A 16,225-nucleotide genomic window follows, 5' to 3' on the forward strand; every position below is an offset into this window, starting at 1 on the left:
TTGTATATGGCGTGGAGGGGCGTCGCGGCCCCTGTGCCCGATGCGCCGCAGCGCACGCGATTGCGCGCCCGAGGAGAAGCTCGTGAGTAAAGATTTCCCCTATCCGTTCCCAGAGCGGTACCGTTCTCGCTTGATGCTGCACTACCGGACCCGGATCAGCGGGACCGAGGTGCGGAAAAAGCTCCCATTCCGGCTGCTCGTGCTCGGCGACTTCACCGGTCCTGACGCGCACGCGGAGCCGCAGAACGATCAGGGCGTGCCGAAGGACCCCAAGGCCGTGCAGACGGTCCCGGCCCTCGCGGCGCGGCCCATACGCTCGTTCCGGTTCGGAAAGGCGGGCGGGCGCGTCGACGACTTCATGGCGGAGCTCCTTCCGTATGTGAAGCTGCCGAAGGAGCTCGCGACCATCCTCCCGGGGCGCCTGAAGAACGTGAAGCTCACCGGAGCGCTCTCCGCCAGCACGCAAGCCGGCGAAGCGGTGGTGAAGCTCTCGGGCACCGCGACGTTCACGAGCAGCAAGAGCGACAACGGGCTGTGCGACGTCAGCGGCCCTGTCAACCTCTCGGCGGATGTGACGCTCGACCGCGCGGCCCTCCCGCCCTCCGTCGACATCAAGCTCCAGGGCGGCGGCAAGGTGCGCGGCTTGCTCACGATCCCGCTCAAGGACGAGCCGGTCGGCGTGGTCGCAGGTGTCGTGCGCGTCAGCAATCCCGTGAGCCTTCAGATCGGGATCTCTGACAACGACCCAGAGCAGATCGAGGCCACGCTGAACTCGCGGCCCGGCCCCCTCCCCGAGCGGCGCGAGCGCGCGAAGAGCGACGCCGAGGAGATCGTGAAGCAGTCGGGCGCTCTCACCACCGACGCGAAGCTACAGACAGGCAAGAGCGCGAGCCTGACGGCGCTGACCGTGGATAGCGCCGTGTTCGAGCCGTTCAAGTCGGTCCTGGACGAGGCCAAGAAGAACCTCGATGCGCTCCTGCCGGACGCGACGGCCGCCGCCGCCGCCTACACGGGCGCCGCCGCGCAGGTGGAGATCGTGCACCCGAAGGCGACAGCCGCCGCTGGCGCGGCCGTGGACGAGGCGACGACGAAGACGGCGGAGGCCACCGTCCGGCAGGCGCGGGTGGTGCTGGCAGCCGTCAAGCCCGTGGCGGATGCCGCCCAGAGCGCCATCGCGCTGGCCAAGAGCGCCTATGACGCCACCAAGGAGGCCCTCGACGCTGCGGCGAAGCTCGCCGCGGAGACCGACAAGGCGAAGCAGGTGGAGGGGATGGCCGAGGTCGCCCAGAAGGTCGATCTTGCGAGCGATCTGATCAAGACCTCCACCAAGCCGATCCAGGAGGCCAAGGGCAGAGCGGAGACGGAGAAGAAGGCTGTCGATGACATGGTCGCCAGCTTCGACAAGGACGCCGCCGCCAACACGAGCAGCAGCGCCAGCGCCGACCTGCCCACGTACGCCGAGCGCGTGTTGCCGTTCGACGCATGGTCCTCGTTCAGCCCGGATGAGATCGTGTCGAACGTGCCCGAGCTCAACCGCCTGCGCGTCATCCGCGAGCTGCTCCAGACCCTCCAGTCCGAGATCCGCAACGTGCCCGCCCTGCGTGACGCGCTCCGCTCGGCGCTGAGGGACAAGAAGGCAGAGCTCGAGGCGCTGAGCGGCGAGCTCCGGGGACAGTACGCGGAGCTCGTGATCGCCAACGCCAAGAGCGACGGAGTGAACCATGTTTAATTCCCCGCTACAGAAGACCCTCCTCGGCACGATCGGCGCGTCCGTCACCGATACGCTCGAGGCCGACGACCACCCGCTCAAGCTGGTCCGGCTCGATCCGCTCTCCGACACGGCCCTGGCCACCATCGCCGCGCCGGAGGACGCGAAGACACCGGCCAAGGTCGTCTTTCGCGACAGGGACGCCGACGTCAAGGACGGCGCGCAGCTCATGAACGCGCTCGCCGCGCTCCTCTTGAACGTCGAGATCGTCAGCGATCGCCCCAAGGCGGCGCGGGGCGCGGGCGAGAAGGTCAAGCTCCTGTCCGGCAAGGACTCGACCCTGAGCGATTTCTTCGGCACGATCGACCAGCTCCTCGGCGAGATCGACCAGAAGCTCGGGGAGAACCTCGACAAGGTGGTTCAGGGCCCTGCCTTCCGCGAGCTCGAGCGCAACTGGCGCGGGCTCGACGAGCTCTGCGACGAGGTCGAGCAAGAAGACATCTACATCGATTTCCTGGACGTGACGCGGGAGGAGCTCCGCGCGGATTTCGCGGATCACGACAGCGACATCTTCGGCAGCGCGCTCTTCCAGAAGGTGTACGTCGAGGAGTACGACCGCTACGGCGGCGAGCCCTTCGCGACGATGATCGGCCTCTACGAGTTCGAGAAGGTCACGAACGCGGCGGAGGACGTGAAGTGGCTGCGCACCATGTCGAAGATCGCCGCCGCCGCGCATTGCCCGTTCGTGTCCTCCGCGGGGCCGGGCTTCTTCGACAAGAAGAACATGCAGGAGGTCGCCGACATCGCCGACCTCGACGCCATCCTGTCGCGCTCCAAGTACGGCAAATGGGACGTGTTCCGGGACGAGGACTACGCGGCCTACATCGGGCTCACGGTGCCCCGGTACCTCGTGCGGGTGCCGTGGGGCTCCACGGGCGACGCAGAGACGGGCAACGCCGTCGAGTACGAGGAGACGGTGAAGCCCGGCGCGCGCGGCGACGACAACCACTTCCTCTGGGGAAACGCGGCCGTCCTCTTCGCGAAGAACCTCATCCGCTCGTACGCGCTGAGCGAGTGGGCGCAGCACATCCGCGGCCCCAAGGGCGGCGGCCTCGTCGCGGGGCTCACGGTGTTCTCCTACAAGCGCAAGGACGACCAGATCGTCTATGGCAAGCAGGCCAAGCAGCTCGAATCCAACGAGGAGTCCCTGCCGCCCGTGGAGATCGTGATCCCCGATTTTCGGGAGTTCCAGTTCTCCAGGAACGGTCTCATGGCGCTCGTGCACAAGAAGGGCGAGAGCGTCGCTACCTTCTTCAGCGCGCAGTCCGTCAAGAAGGGGAAGACCTTCCTCGAGGACGTCAACACGAAGAACGCTCAGCTCGTCACGAACCTGGCCTACACGTACTCGATCACGCAGATCGCCCATTACGTGAAGGCCATGGTGCGCGAGTACATCGGATCGACGGCCGACGCCGATTACATCCAGAAGACGCTGGCCGAGTGGCTGGGCGGCTTCGTCACGACGGTCGTCAACCCGGATGACCTGACGCTCCGCTATTACCCGTTCAAGGCCACCAGCGTGACCGTGGAGCCGAAGCCCGGTCCCTTCGGGTGGTACAAGACGGTCATCTCGATCCTGCCCCATCTCCAGTTCGAAGGGATGGACGTCGAGCTGCGGCTGGAAGCCAGCCTGGGCGGAAAGTAACGACCCGAGACCGCGTACAAAGGACGAGCCCCCATGCCGCAATACCGAAGGGTCCTGGATATCTACCAGGGCTACAACTACAAGAAAGACAAGCAGACGCCGGTTGGCTTCATCACGAAGATGAAGCTCGCCGGCACGGACCTCACGGCCGATCAGACCTGCAAGGACCCGACGAACCCGAAGAACGACCTCAAGGTCGTCGCCGTGCTGAGCGATGTCCTCTGGGAGACGGGCGTCACCGACGCCGTGTACTTCTCCGGGCAGATCTCGGTCATCAACCGGCAGAACGTCGCCTCGCTCGTCATCAACGATCTGACGAGCGTCGAGGTCGTGTACCAGTTCTCGGTGTACGACTACGATCCCGTCGCCAAGAAGTACTTCCTCGCGTTCCACAGCAACGCGACGGACATGAACGGGATCCTCGAGAAGCGGGGCGACGAGCTGAACGTCACCGTGGCGGACGACGCGTCGACCGAGGTGCAGTCGCCCATCAATTACGCCTTCCAGACGGGCGTCAAGCCGCAGCCGTCGGCCCAGACGCTCCACATCGCGACAGCCGATCAGAAGCCCGTCGCGAAGTCCTGGGGCCTCGCGGTCGGTTGACCTGGGAGCTGCCGTGGCGAGCCTCACGCGCATCGCCTGGCGTATAGGCCAGGTCCTCCGCCCCGAAGACTTCGAGGCGCTCGAAGAGGCCCTGGCCGAGGAGGCCCGCGCCCGGGGGGAGATCCCCGGGTTGCCCTCGTACGGCTGGCTCGCCCTCGCCTGGGACGCGGGCGAGCTCTCGCGCGGCGCGCTGCGCATCGACGAGGCCCAGGCGGCTCTCCCGAGCGGCAACATCGTCCGGGGGGGAGACAACGTCGCTCTCCCGGAGCCCCTGAGCCTCAAGCAGGCCGGCAGGACGGCTGTGGACGTCCACTTCCAGGTGCTCTCGCCCGATCCACCCCTCGCCGAGCCGCGCCCGCAAGGCTCCGTGTCCGAGCGGCTCGTCCTGCGATCCCAGCTCGCGTTCGAGCCGGCGGCGCCGCGCGGGCGCTCGCTGCTCGTCGGTCGCTTCGAGACCCGGGACGGGAAATCGTTCCACGCCTCGCCGGACGTGGTGCCGCCCCTGCTCCGGCTGCGGGCGACACCCCATCTGTACGAGCCCCTCCTCCTGCTGCGCGACCGCCTCGTGCGGTACGACGACGACCTGGCGAAGCACGTGGCCGCGGCGCGGCGCTCGGCGGGCCCCGTGCAAGCGCTGCTGCGCGGCCGGGCGGAGGTGCGGAAGGCGCGGGCGTTGCTCGACGACGTCCTCCTGAAGCAGGAGAGCCCTGCGTTCGCGCGGTTGCACCCGCATCCGATCCTCCACGCCCTCCGTGAGCTGCTCCTGGAGGTCCACCTGCTCTCGGGCGAGCTTCCGGCGGATCCACTGCCGCTCTACGACCACGACAACCTCGGCGAGGTCTTCGGCGGGGTGATGGGCGCCCTCCTGGAGCAGATCGACAACCTGCCTCCGGCAGCGCCCACCCTGCCCTTCCGCGAGGAAGAGGGCCGCTTCGTCACGCCGGAGCTCCCGGACCACGTGCTCGACGCGGCGGAGCTGTACCTGATCATCGAGCGGCCAGCGCCGTCGGGCGAGGGGCCGATCCAGAAGTACAACATCCGCGTGGGGGAGCCGGGGCGCCTCCCGTGGCTGAGCCAGTACTCCACGCTGGGCATCCGCCCTGTGCTCTCGAGCTCCCCGCCCGCGGATTTCGGGCCTCGCGCGGATGTCTACGCGCTGCCGAAGCCCGGGAGGACCGCGGAGGAGAAAGAGGAATGGGCGCACGTGCGAAAGGCCCGCGCGATGGGCTTCGTGCGGACCAAGGAGATGGCCGGGATCCGGGCGGCGCTTTACTGGACGAACGCCGCCCCCCAGGCCGGTCGGGGCGGCGCCGGTGCCGGGGAAGGCCATGAAGCTGCCTCCGCAGGCAGCGCGACGAGGCCGGACCGGCGATGAGCTTCATGAGCAGGCTCGCCAGCGATCGATCCGAGTCCGTGCTCCACTCGGTCGCGCGGAACCTGACGGCCGTGCTCAATTCGAAGAAGGGGTATGCCGAGGCGTCCGAGGTCTTCGGGCTGGGTGATTACGACGAACACCTGGCAACGAAGCCGCTTCTCGAGGCGCTGACGCGCGAGATGCTGCAGAACGTGAAGGCGTTCGAGCCGCGCGCCGAGAGGCCGGAGCTCACGTTCCTCGGGCGGGAAGGCTCGCTCTTCGCCGCGTTCCGCCTGCGGTGCGAGATCGAAGGGCGGCCGGCCGCCTTCCGGATCCGGATGCAGACGATCCTGCGGTATGTCCAGGTGGAGCCGATCCCGGCGGGGCCGCCGGACGGAGGGGCCGCGCGATGAGGGACCGGCTCTCCGTCTCGGTGACCCTGACCGCTGGCGGCACGGAGCACACAATCCCTGGCGGGAATGTGCGCGCGGTGAGCCTGCGCCTTACCCCCTGGGGCGCCGAGGGGACCGTCGAGCTCGTGATCCAGGACGACAAGACCCGCGGCGGCGAGTACGAGGACAAGCTGTTCGCCGATTTCCAGAAGCCGGACCTGGCGGAGATCGCCCTGTCGGTGAAGGCTGTGCGGTCAGACGCCGAGAAGAGCCCGACGATCCCGTCGATCGAGACCCGCGGCCTCGTCGTCGAGCGCCTGGTGACGGAGAAGATGTTCGACCGCGGCTTCGCCGAGCGGCCGGTGCTCTACCGGCGCTACCGGGTGCGGTTCCTCGACGCGGCGCGCGCGCTGTGGGGCCAGCATCACCCGACCTCGCTGCACGCCCAGCAATCGTTCCAGGACGTGCTCGACGCGAACAAGGGCGACAAGATCACGCTCAGCTACGACTGGGACACGCTCTCCAAGGCGGTCCCGATGGTCTTCTTCCACCTCGATCCCGAGCGGGGGGCGAGCTTCTATGATCTGCTGATCTGGTACGTGGAGCGCGCTGGGGGCGTCTTCACGTTCGACCACGACAAGGGCACGTACAAGCTCGCAAAGACCAAGGACACGAGCGGCACGGCCGCGGCGCTGCCCCGCGACGACGTGGGCGACGTCACCTGGGCGATCGGCGAGCCCGCGCGGTACGCGCCGCGGGTGCGGAACGTGGCGGCGGACTCGCCGAAGCTCTCGCCGATCACGAACGCGGACGCGGCGACAGGCATCTTCCGCGACACGGCCCTGTGCACCGACGTGGCGCAGGACGTCGACGACCGAAATGCGCTGGAGACGAGCCGGGTGCGCGCGCCGCTGACGCAGCTCCTGCTCTCGTTCGAGCGCTCGCCGACGGTGCCAGTCTCTCCGGGCAGCCTCGTGACGGTCTCGTCGAGCGGGGGGTTCAGCAGCTCGCTCCGCGCCGCGGCGGGGCCGCTGCGGGTGGTGGAGCTCTCCCTCGCGGCCACGGCGCTCGATCAAGGCCCGGACCGCGATTACGGGGACGCCGCCACGGGGTTCGATCTGGCGATGTCGGTTCGCCTGGAGGACAAGGCCGACCCGTTCGTGCACCTGCCGCCCTTCGCGGCGCCGCACTTCCCCGGATACCTCGAGGGAAAGGCCCTGAGCGAGGTCGGCGAGGACACCGACGTCACGTACCAGGTGTACCAGAACGCCGACACGTCGATCGACGAGTACAAGGTCGAGATCCCGGCCTTCGAGAACAAGCAGATCCAGGCGCCTTACCTGTCGACGCAGGCGACGGGCACCTTCTATGTGCCTGTCTACAAGCACGCCAAGGTGCGCGTCGCGTGCTTCTTCGACCGGGCGGAGATCGTCCGCGTGCTCGACCACCGGCCCGGCGCGAAGGTGGCGCAGGACGGACAGGGGCAGCACCTCCTCTTCGGGAAATCCGACAAGAGCCAGACCTCGGTGCTCCACGACTACCAGGACGACAAACCCGTCCTGCGCGTGCTCCGCACGAGCGACAAGGACACGGTGCTGCTCAAGCTGGAAGAGGGCATGCTGACGCTCAAGGTGGAAGAGACCAAGGGAGGCTCCTGACCTTGGGCACGAAGGTCTGCACCGTTGTGATGGCGAAGGACGGAGGCGTGACCGTCACGGTGGACAACGCCGACGACAAGATCACCCAGACCATCGCCATGGATGGCACCTCGATCACGATCACGGTGAAGGGCTCGGACGCCACGAGCACGATCACGCAGACGGCCGAGAAGGTGGCCATCTCGTGCAAGCAGTTCGAGGTCACCGCCTCGGAGACCATCACGATGACCTCGACCAAGGCGTCGACCTACAAGAGCGACAACACGCTCGATCTCAAGAGCGCCAAGGACATGACCCTGGCGTCGGACAAGGACGTCTCGATCTCCGGGACGAACGTGAAGGCGACCGGCAGCACCAAGGTGTCCCTCTCCGGGGGCGGGCAGAGCACGCTCGATCTCTCGTCGTCCGCCGCCAAGCTCGCGTCGCTCGAGGTGGACGCCTCGGGGACGAGCAAGGTGTCCGTGAAGGGCGCCATGGTGGAGGTGAAGGCCGACGCGACGCTCAGCGCCGAGTCGACAGGGATCGCCACGCTCAAGGGCAGCATGACGAACGTGCAAGGCAACCTGGTCAACCTGGGATGAGCGACGTGAGGAGAGCCTGATGGACGAAGGACCCCTGTTCCGGCGCTGGTTCCACGAGGAGCTCGCCGCGCTCGACGGCTCCTTCGAGGAGGGCGTCCGCCGCGGGGAGCTCCCGTTCGGGACCGAGGACCCGGACGTGCGGCGGATCGTGGAGGCGATGGCGATGTTCGCGGCGCGCACGCGGGCCTCGGCCGCGGCGTCGATGCGGACGGCGATCGTGCGGATGGCGGGCGGGTTGCTCGACGATCTGTTCGCGCCGATGCCGGCGGTGGCGATGCTGCAGGCCGACGGCGCGAGGCTCCTCGACGTGCCCGCCGATCTGCCGGAGGGCACGCGGTTCCGCGTCGAGACCCTGGACGGGCTCCCCTCGGTGTTCACGACGCGGCGGGCCCTCTCGGTGCGCCCCATCACCCTGGAGAAGGCCGAGATCGTGTGGCTCGCGCGGGGCGCGGAGCTCCGGCTCCGCCTCGCCGCGGCCGTGCCCCAGAAAGGGGCGCTCGATCTGCCGCTCTTCGTCCGGCGGCACGGCGACGCCCGGGCCGCGGCGGAGGTGTTCGAGGCGCTCTCGCGCTGCTTCCTGGGGGCGACGGCGCGGAGGGAGGGCGGCGTCGAACAGCCCTGCGGCGTCACGTTCGGGGCTCCCGCGCCGCAGGCGCCGTGGGAGCAGGAAGAGAACGGCTCTCCGCTGGGGCGGATCCGGTCGTTCTTTCACGCGCCCGAACAGGATCTCTTCGTCACGCTGGCGCTGCCGGCCGTGGACGGCGCCTGGAAGCGGCTCGACGTCACGCTGGCGCTGAGCGCGGATCTGCCGGAGTCGACGGCGGTCTCGCAGGACACGTTCCTGCTGTTCGTGGTGCCGGCGGAGAACGCGTGGAGCGACCTCGCCGAGCCCATCGACGTGGACGGGACGGCCGAGGCGACGCCGATGCGCTCGGCGCAATCGGCGCTGCCCGCCGTCGAGCCTGTGCGTGTTCGAGGCGTGTACCGCGCCGGCGGCCCCGCGGGCAGCGCCCTGTCGCCTGTGCCGCCTCGCTCGCTGTCCGAGGAGGGCGCGTGGTACGAGGTGCTGTTCCCCGAGGCGGGCGCGCCGCTCGTGCGCGTGCATTCGGACGACGCCGCCGTGGCGCCGTGGAAAGCCCACGTGGACGCGGTGTGGGCGCAACCGACGCTGTGGCGCAACGCCCGGGGGCCCCTGGTGGTGAAGCCCCAGCGCAAGCGGCTCGAAGGGATGGCCTTCCGCGTGCTTGGCCAGGTCCGCCCTCCGACCGTGAGCCCCCTCGCGCTCGCGCCCGAGAGAGGGCTCGACGTGCTGGCGCTCCGGCAGAAGCCGTCGCTCGATCGCGCCGATCTGCGGGCCTTGACGCAGCTGCTCGGGGCGTCGGGCGCGAGCCCGTTCGCGCGGTTTCCGGCCAGGATCGCGGCGGTCGACGCGCGCTGGGCCCTGGATCCGCTGGGCAGCTCCGGGCCGCGGAGGCGGGTCTACCGGCTGCAGATGGAGCCGCCGCCGCTCGACGAGGAGGGGCTCGCGCCCCTGTTCCACCGGCAGGTGACGGCGTTGCTGGACGCCTGGGCCCCGGAGGCCGTGGAGGTCGAGACGACGACCCTCCCCGCAACGGGTAGTAGGGAGCTCGCGCGATGAGCGCCGCGGCCAGCCAGGCCGTCCCCGTGCGCCTGACGGCCTCCGACCCCTTCGAGGTCCTGCGCGAGATCACGGACACGCACGTGGCGGTGCTCGCGCTGATCGAGCGCGCGTTCGACGAGGCCCCCCTGCCGGACCTCGACGCGCTCCGCGCGCGGATCGCCGCGATGGTGGATCGGCTGCGCAGGCGGGTGGCGGAGAAGGGCACGGCGTCGCCGGAGAACCTGCTCCTGCCGCTCGTGTGCCTGTACGACGAGCGCGTGATGGTGCGCGCGATGGAGCCGCGGGGCGAGGAGCACTGGCAGCGGCTCCAGCGGAGAGGCTATGCCCCGGACGAGGACGGAGGCGACCTGTTCTTCGAGAAGGAGCGCGAGGTCCTGCGGCGCGTGGCGAGGCTCGGCGAGGGGGCGTACACGGACGAGCGGCAGGAGATGACGCTGCTCGTGGCGGTGTACCGGTTCTGCCTCGCGGAGGGCTTTCAGGGCAGGTGCTCGGAGGCGCCGGAGCGGCTGGAGGAGCGGATCAAGCAGCTCGACGCCGCGCTGGCGGCGCTGGTGCCGGGGTCGACGGCGATGAGCAAGCCGGCGGCGGCGAGCGCGCCGCCGTCGTGGTTCGAGCGGCTGCTCAGGGTGCTCAGGATGCAGCCATGAAGAACGGCGCGGATTCGAATCCATGAGTGGCGGCCTGCCGACACGGCGAGGCAGCCTGTGCGCCCAGCCCGATCCGGCACGCAAACGCCTTTGTTGGTAGCCGCCTCAGCGGTGTGATGAAATCTCACCATGGACCACGTGCAGGGCAGCGAAACGAAGCAGGCCCCCCTGCTCTCGCGCGGCGCGGCCCCGCCGGCCGGGGACGCGCGCGCCCTGCTCGCGGAGGTCGAGGCCGCGCTCGCGAGGGTCCATTCGCCCGCGGCGATCGAGGCGCTGCTCGCGCCGATCCGGGAGGCGCTCGAGGCGCCGGCGGACAGGCGCGATCCGGAGAAGCTGGCGCCGGCCTTCGAGCTCGTCGAGGACGTCCTGGAGGCCGCCGCCCTCGACGCGGGCTGACGCGGAGACGATGGACGAGGCGGGCGGCTCCACCTCCGTGAACGGCTGGTTCATCGCCGGCGTCGTCGCGCTCGTCGTGGGGGTGGGGTGCTTTCTCGTGCTCGCGTGGCGGATGCGCAAGCGCAAGAACGCCGGCGATCAGGCGCCCGCGCTCGCGAGGACCTGGCAGCGCGCCGTGGCGGCGATGGCCCCCTCGGAGCGCGACGGGCCGGTGATCGTCGTCCTCGGCGAGCGCCTCTCCGGAAAGAGCAGCCTGATCCGCGGCGCGCTGCGCGGGACCGATCGCTACGAGGGCGGCCCCGATCTCGGCGTGTACGCGGGCGAGGGGCAGCGCGTGCAGGAGATCTCCGGCGACCTCCTGCTCGATCCGCGCGAGGAGACCGAGGACGCGCTCCGCAAGCTCTGGAAGGGGATCGCGCTCTCGGCGGTCCGCGCCGTGCTCGTCGTGAACGCCCGCTCGGTCACCTGGAACGACGCGGGGCTGCGCGACCTGGGGCGCGTCGCGCGCCGCAAGCTCGATCTGCTCGCCGAGCTGCGAGGGTCTCCCGTCCACGCGCGGGTCGCGGTCACCCACCTCGACGAGCGCTCGGCGGGGTTCGCCCCGCTCTGCGAGGTGCTCCAGGGCACCGGCGAGCGCCGGCCGATCCCGCACGACGCGGCGGACACGACGATCGCCGCCTGGCGCCGCGTGGCGCCCCGCGGGGCGGCCACGCGCGCGCTGCCCGCCGTCGTCGATTTCGTCGCCAGCGAGGGCGCCTCCGCGCCGGCGGGCGGCTCCACGCTCCGCGCGCTCTCGCCCTTCTTCGAGGCGCTGCTCGCGCCGGCGAGGAGCGCGCCGATCGTCGACGGCGTGTTCCTCTGCGCCGCCCCGCCGGACGAGCCGTTCTGCGCCACCGGGGACGCCCTCGCCCCGGACGAGGAGCTCGCCGAGCGGGACGCGCGCGCCCGGCTCGTCCGCCTCCTCCGCCGCGCCGCGCTCGCCGCCGGGGCGCTGGCGCTCGCGGGCGGGCTCGTGTTCGCCGCGCAGGAGGAGAAGGTCAGCGAGACCGACCAGGCGGTGGTGGTGCTCGAGCGCGCGGCGAAGAAGGGCGCGCCGGTGACGCGCGACGCGGAGGCCAACGCGGCGCGGGAGGTGCTCGACCTGCAGCGCGACGGCGTGCTCTTCCCCGAGAAGCGCGCCGACGTGGAGCATCGGTACGTCCGCGCCGTGCAGGACCTCAAGCTGCTGCCCGAGCTGCGCAGCACCGATCGCGCCGCCCGCATCCGGGCGCTCGCCGTGCTCGACGCGCGGCCGGGCGATCCCCTGTACGAGGCCATCCTGAAGGAGAAGGCCCAATGGGCGAAGGCCCTCGGCGTGCTCCCGGAGACGCTCGACGCGTACCTCCAGGCCAGCGACGGCGCGGGCCCGAGCGACGAGGAGCTCGCCCAGCTGCCGCCGATCGCGCCGACCGCCCTCGGATCGAGCCTCGACGACTGGCAAGGCTACTTCGAGCGGCTCACGAGCGTGCTCCAGGGCAAGCGCCTCGACGAGGGGACGCTCGCCGGCCTCCAGAAGGACGCGCGCGAGCTTTCGCGCGCGGTGGACGACGCCGCGGCGCAGACGGAGCTGGCCGAGATCGCCCGGCTCCTGCAGCAGCGGCACGCCCGGCACAAGGACCTGTTCGGCCCGGGCACGACGACGGGCGCCGGGCCGTGGATGCAGGACAACGCGAGCAGCCTGCGGCCGCTGCTCGAGGCGGTCCTCGCGGCGTCGCTCGACGGCCCCTCCGGGGCGGGCAAGGGCCTGCGCGAGGCCGTATCGGACCTGCCCATCGTCTCGGTGCCCCCGGTGTTCGTGGCGGAGGAGGCCCCCGCGACCGAGCCGGCGCCCGCGGAGCCGCGCTCCAGCTGGCTCGATCGCATCAGGAAGCTGGCCGCGCCCGCGGCCTCGGCGGCGCCCTCCGCCCTCCCGGCGGCGCGGCCCTCCGCGGCGTCGTCGTCGAGCGCCTCGCCGTCGCCCGCGGCCCCGTCGGCGCCCGCGGCGTCGTCGTCGAGCGCCTCGGCGGCGAGCCCCTCGGCGTCGGCCGGCGCGCCCGCGCCCGAGCAGCCCCCCGCGAACCCCGTCTATCGCATCACGCTGCAGTCCAAGCGATGGACCTTCGACACGGCCCTCTGGTCGAAGGCCATCGTGGCCGGCCGCGCGCTCCGCTACCTCGACGCGCTCTTCGCCGACGCCGCCGCGCGGTCCGTGCTGTTCCCGAAGGGCGCCCGCTTCGAGCCGGTGCTCCCCTCCCCTGGCCGCGGCGCCGCGCAGTTCATCGACGGCCAGTACACGCCCGAGGCCTTCCGGGCGGAGGTGTCCCCCGGTCTCCAGGGCTTCGAGCGGGCCCTGGAGCCGACCGGCCTGTCGAGCCACGAGCGCGAGGCGTACCTCCGGGTCGCGCTCAAGGCCGCCGAGGACCACGCCAGGGGCCTTCGCGGCACGCTCGACGCGTACGCCCAGAGCTTCCAGCTCTCGCCGGGCGGCGCGGCCGCGCTCGCGGCGGACGTCGCGGACATGGTGTCTCCCGCGTCGTTCATGACCGATTTCCTCACGCGGACGGCCGATCTCGCGACGATGCCGGCGTCGCCCTCCGCGCTGCTCCGGCCGATCGCCGACAAGGTGGCCGACTACGGGCCCATCGTCCGCCTGATGCAGGGGGAGAAGGGCAAGTACCCCGCGCTCGAGCCGTACTACAAGCTGCTCATCCCGCTGATCCCCTCGCTCGTCGACCAGGCGCCGCCGTCTCCCCCGAAGGACGCGGCGCTGGACGCGCGCCTCGCGCCGATCGGCGCGCTCGCCTATGCCGCGCTGCGGGACCCGGCCAAGTCGATCCACGCGCAGGTCGAGGCGTGGCTCAACGACGCGGCCCTCCCGGAGTCGTTGCGCCGCCCGTTCCGCCTCGTCCCCCAGCGGGCGCTCGGGCTGGGCAAGGCGGACCTCGACCGAGCGGTCGCCGAGGCGTACGACCGCGCGCTGCGCCCGGTGGTCAGCCCGCTGCTCTCGCGCTTCCCCTTCGATTCCCGCTCCGAGTTCGACGCGCGGGCCGCCGACGTCGAGGCCGTGTTCGGGCCGAAAGGGACGTTCTACACCGCCTTCGCCGCGCTGGTCGGCCCCGTTTGCCACGAGGGCCCGCCCGGCACCTTCACGCCGCTCGAGGTGCCGACCGCGGGCGCGGTGCGGATCCCGCCGGCCGCGCTCCGGCTCGCCTCCTGGTCGGCGGACCTCACGCAGCTGCTCTTCAGCGCCGACGGGAAGCCCCGGCCGATCGCGCTGTCGGTCAAGGCGCCGGCGCTGTCGCCCGTGGAGCGGGAGCGCACGGTCACCTTCGCCTTGCTCCTCGCGGGGACGAGCAGCTTCTACGCGTTCAACCAGACGCCTTCGTGGCAGTCCTTCCCTGTCGTGTGGTCCCCGGGCGACGCAGGCGCTGGCCGGGCGAGCGTCGGCATCCAGACCATGGAGACGGGCGGCGGCGCGCCGCGCGTCCAGACCCAGGACGCGCCGCCCTCGGATTTCGCCTTCTTCCGCCTGCTCCAGCGGCGCGCCGACACCGAGGCGAAGGGCCCCTGCGTCACGTGGGAGTTCCCCGCCGAGCTCCCTGGCGGGCCGAAGAGGTACGCGGCGTTTCTCTTCGATCCGTCGCCGATCGGCCTGTTGCGGGCCCCTTCGCTGGAGTGACACGCCCACGGACCGCCGGCAGCCACTTGGCTCCTCTTTCACGGATGCGGCATGATGTCTCCGGTGCGCCTAGGAGGGAGAGCCCTGGTTTCGCTGGGCTGGGTGCTGCTGGGCGGCGCGATGGCGACCGGCTGCGGCCCGTCTCCGGTGTGCCTGACCGTGCGCCCCGACGACGCGCTCAACGAGCGGCGCCCTGCGTACCTGCTGGTCCGCAACGTCGATTCGAAGACGTTCCTCGAGGAGACGTACGACACGGCCGCCGCGAAGGTCATGGATCCGGACGATTCGGTGCTGGAGTCTGCCGTCGTCTTCCCGGGCACGCGGCAAGCCCTCCAGGTCTCGCCGCCCGCGAAGGGCCAGATCGCCGTGTACGTGTTCTTCTACCGGCCCCAGGGTGACTGGAAGGCACTCCTGCCCTCGCTCACCGGGTCCTTCGACGTCGTGCTCGAGGGGAGCCGCCTCCGCGTCGAGAAGAAGTGAGGCAACCGCTGCGCGGGCTGCCCGGCGACTGCGCGAGCTCCTTGCTCGCTGCTTCGACCGCCTGCGACGTCGGACCATCCTGAACGACGCGGGCACCGGTCCGCGACGCGGGCGGAGACCGCCTCGCCGAGCATCATCCTGTGCCCGCCCCGGGCTGGCGGCGCCAAGCCGTGGGCCGACCCCGCCCGCGGCCAGCATCGTCAAGGTCGAGCTACAGCGAGTCGATGAAGTTGACGACCTCGCGACAGTCGCCGCCGCCTTTGACTCCGCCCAGGTGGACATCCATGAAGTTTGGCGTATTCGTATCCGAATCGTAGATAAACTGCGCGTCCTTCACGCCAGCATTGCTGGCACTATCAAACCACCGGCGCAAGTTGGCGAGCTGCACCAGATTGCCCTTGAACTTCTTGATCTCATTGCAGAATTTCGCAATTCCGCCGCTCTTTGCCAGCATGTGGGTTGTACCCTGAGCGCGGTACATCATCAGCACATACGCCTTGGTGCTGATTCCGCCTGGCTCATTCACCTGCCTGTAGCCCAATGCCTTGTGGAACAAGATGGGCACCCCGGTCTCGCCGAGCTCGATGGACTCCTCGACCTCTCGCGTGTATTCCTTGACGTTCTTGAACAGCTTGTAAACGAAGCTGCTGCCCAGAAGAACGGTATTTCCGCTCCTTCCACTGGAAGGTTTCACGTAGCTCGTGAGGTCCAGAGCTGACAGGTGCGAGTTGTCTTCGCCGAGCGTGGAACGCTGCGCGACCCCCGCGGCGGTCCCCCCACCTGCCAACACCACCGGTCGCTCCATGGCCATCCCGGGCGCGCGTTCCACCGCCGTCGCCGCGTGTGGAGGCCGAGCCGCCACCCCGCCGAACGCGCGCTTCGGCTGCGCCACCGTCGCCGCGTGTGGAGGCCGAGCCGCCACCCCGCCGAACGCGCGCTTCGGCTGCGCCACCGTCGCCGCATGGGGAGGCGTCGCACTCGGTCCCCGGCCGTCACGCGTCCCATCGCTCATCGCCGCACCCTGATCATGGCGTTACAATCGTGCGCGCCACGCGAGTCACGGGCCAACTTCCCGGGAAGCACGGTGGACACCGAGAGGAGGAATCCCATCTTCGGTTGTCATTCGTCGCACCACTCCACCATCGCGCAGCGGGGCAGAGGCAGAGGCACAAGCTCAGCTGCGTCGCCCCCGAGCAGTGGTCGGCGTCACGCGCGGCGACCTGCCCGGGACGTGCGCCGCAGGGCCCCGGGCATGTCGCGCCAGGGCCGGCGCCTGCTCGGCCAGGCACCTGCCCATGTCCTACATCCATGCGGGCCTGCTCGACGAGCCTCCGGCGCATGTCCTACATCCACTCGGGCCTG

At 70.5% G+C, this 16,225-nt stretch carries 13 protein-coding genes; 12 read left to right on the plus strand and 1 reads right to left on the minus strand.

From position 1 onward, the window contains the following. The first annotated feature begins 40 nt into the window (after nucleotides 1-40). The 12 genes from WMF11_RS32205 (at nucleotide 41) to WMF11_RS32260 (ending at nucleotide 14,863) form a co-directional block, all read left to right on the plus strand. Nucleotides 41-1,729, plus strand: a complete 1,689-nt coding sequence (locus tag WMF11_RS32205) for a type VI secretion system contractile sheath small subunit (RefSeq protein WP_437973472.1) — start codon at nucleotides 41-43, stop codon at nucleotides 1,727-1,729. Next, on the plus strand, nucleotides 1,722-3,413 hold the full coding sequence (gene tssC, locus WMF11_RS32210) for a type VI secretion system contractile sheath large subunit (protein ID WP_437903071.1): 1,692 nt from the start codon (nucleotides 1,722-1,724) through the stop codon (nucleotides 3,411-3,413). Before WMF11_RS32205 ends, tssC begins: the two co-directional genes overlap by 8 nt. A gap of 33 nt (nucleotides 3,414-3,446) precedes the next feature. Beyond that, nucleotides 3,447-4,016 (plus strand): hypothetical protein, encoded by a 570-nt coding sequence (locus WMF11_RS32215; protein ID WP_437973473.1) that lies wholly within the window; start codon nucleotides 3,447-3,449, stop codon nucleotides 4,014-4,016. 13 nt (nucleotides 4,017-4,029) lie between these two features. Further along, a complete protein-coding gene (gene tssK / locus WMF11_RS32220) occupies nucleotides 4,030-5,391 on the plus strand; it encodes a type VI secretion system baseplate subunit TssK (RefSeq protein WP_437973474.1) in 1,362 nt (453 codons plus the stop codon). A gap of 5 nt (nucleotides 5,392-5,396) precedes the next feature. After that, nucleotides 5,397-5,783, plus strand: coding sequence for a GPW/gp25 family protein (locus WMF11_RS32225; protein ID WP_437903074.1), 387 nt, complete (start codon nucleotides 5,397-5,399; stop codon nucleotides 5,781-5,783). Next, nucleotides 5,780-7,420 (plus strand): hypothetical protein, encoded by a 1,641-nt coding sequence (locus WMF11_RS32230; protein WP_437973475.1) that lies wholly within the window; start codon nucleotides 5,780-5,782, stop codon nucleotides 7,418-7,420. The genes WMF11_RS32225 and WMF11_RS32230 overlap by 4 nt, the downstream gene beginning before the upstream one ends. A 2-nt stretch (nucleotides 7,421-7,422) precedes the next feature. Next, entirely contained in the window at nucleotides 7,423-8,001 is a 579-nt protein-coding gene (locus tag WMF11_RS32235) for a hypothetical protein (protein ID WP_437973476.1), read from the plus strand. Nucleotides 8,002-8,020: 19 nt separating this feature from the next. Further along, nucleotides 8,021-9,640: a type VI secretion system baseplate subunit TssF gene (locus WMF11_RS32240; protein ID WP_437973477.1), complete on the plus strand. Its 1,620-nt coding sequence runs from the start codon at nucleotides 8,021-8,023 to the stop codon at nucleotides 9,638-9,640. Then, nucleotides 9,637-10,290 carry a DotU family type IV/VI secretion system protein gene (locus tag WMF11_RS32245; protein WP_437973478.1) on the plus strand — a complete coding sequence of 218 codons (654 nt, stop codon included), beginning with the start codon at nucleotides 9,637-9,639 and terminating at the stop codon, nucleotides 10,288-10,290. Before WMF11_RS32240 ends, WMF11_RS32245 begins: the two co-directional genes overlap by 4 nt. A 129-nt stretch (nucleotides 10,291-10,419) precedes the next feature. Further along, nucleotides 10,420-10,686 carry a hypothetical protein gene (locus WMF11_RS32250; protein ID WP_437973479.1) on the plus strand — a complete coding sequence of 89 codons (267 nt, stop codon included), beginning with the start codon at nucleotides 10,420-10,422 and terminating at the stop codon, nucleotides 10,684-10,686. Nucleotides 10,687-10,696: 10 nt separating this feature from the next. After that, on the plus strand, nucleotides 10,697-14,383 hold the full coding sequence (locus WMF11_RS32255; RefSeq protein ID WP_437973480.1) for a hypothetical protein: 3,687 nt from the start codon (nucleotides 10,697-10,699) through the stop codon (nucleotides 14,381-14,383). Between the two features lie 51 nt (nucleotides 14,384-14,434). Then, nucleotides 14,435-14,863, plus strand: coding sequence for a hypothetical protein (locus tag WMF11_RS32260; protein WP_437973481.1), 429 nt, complete (start codon nucleotides 14,435-14,437; stop codon nucleotides 14,861-14,863). 211 nt (nucleotides 14,864-15,074) lie between these two features. Here WMF11_RS32260 and WMF11_RS32265 read toward each other — a convergent pair whose 3' ends face one another. After that, entirely contained in the window at nucleotides 15,075-15,875 is an 801-nt protein-coding gene (locus WMF11_RS32265) for a hypothetical protein (RefSeq protein WP_437973482.1), read from the minus strand. Nucleotides 15,876-16,225: the final 350 nt, after the last annotated feature.

The organism is Sorangium sp. So ce295 (assembly GCF_051527405.1).
Classification (GTDB): Bacteria; Myxococcota_A; Polyangia; order Polyangiales; family Polyangiaceae; genus Sorangium; species Sorangium cellulosum_B.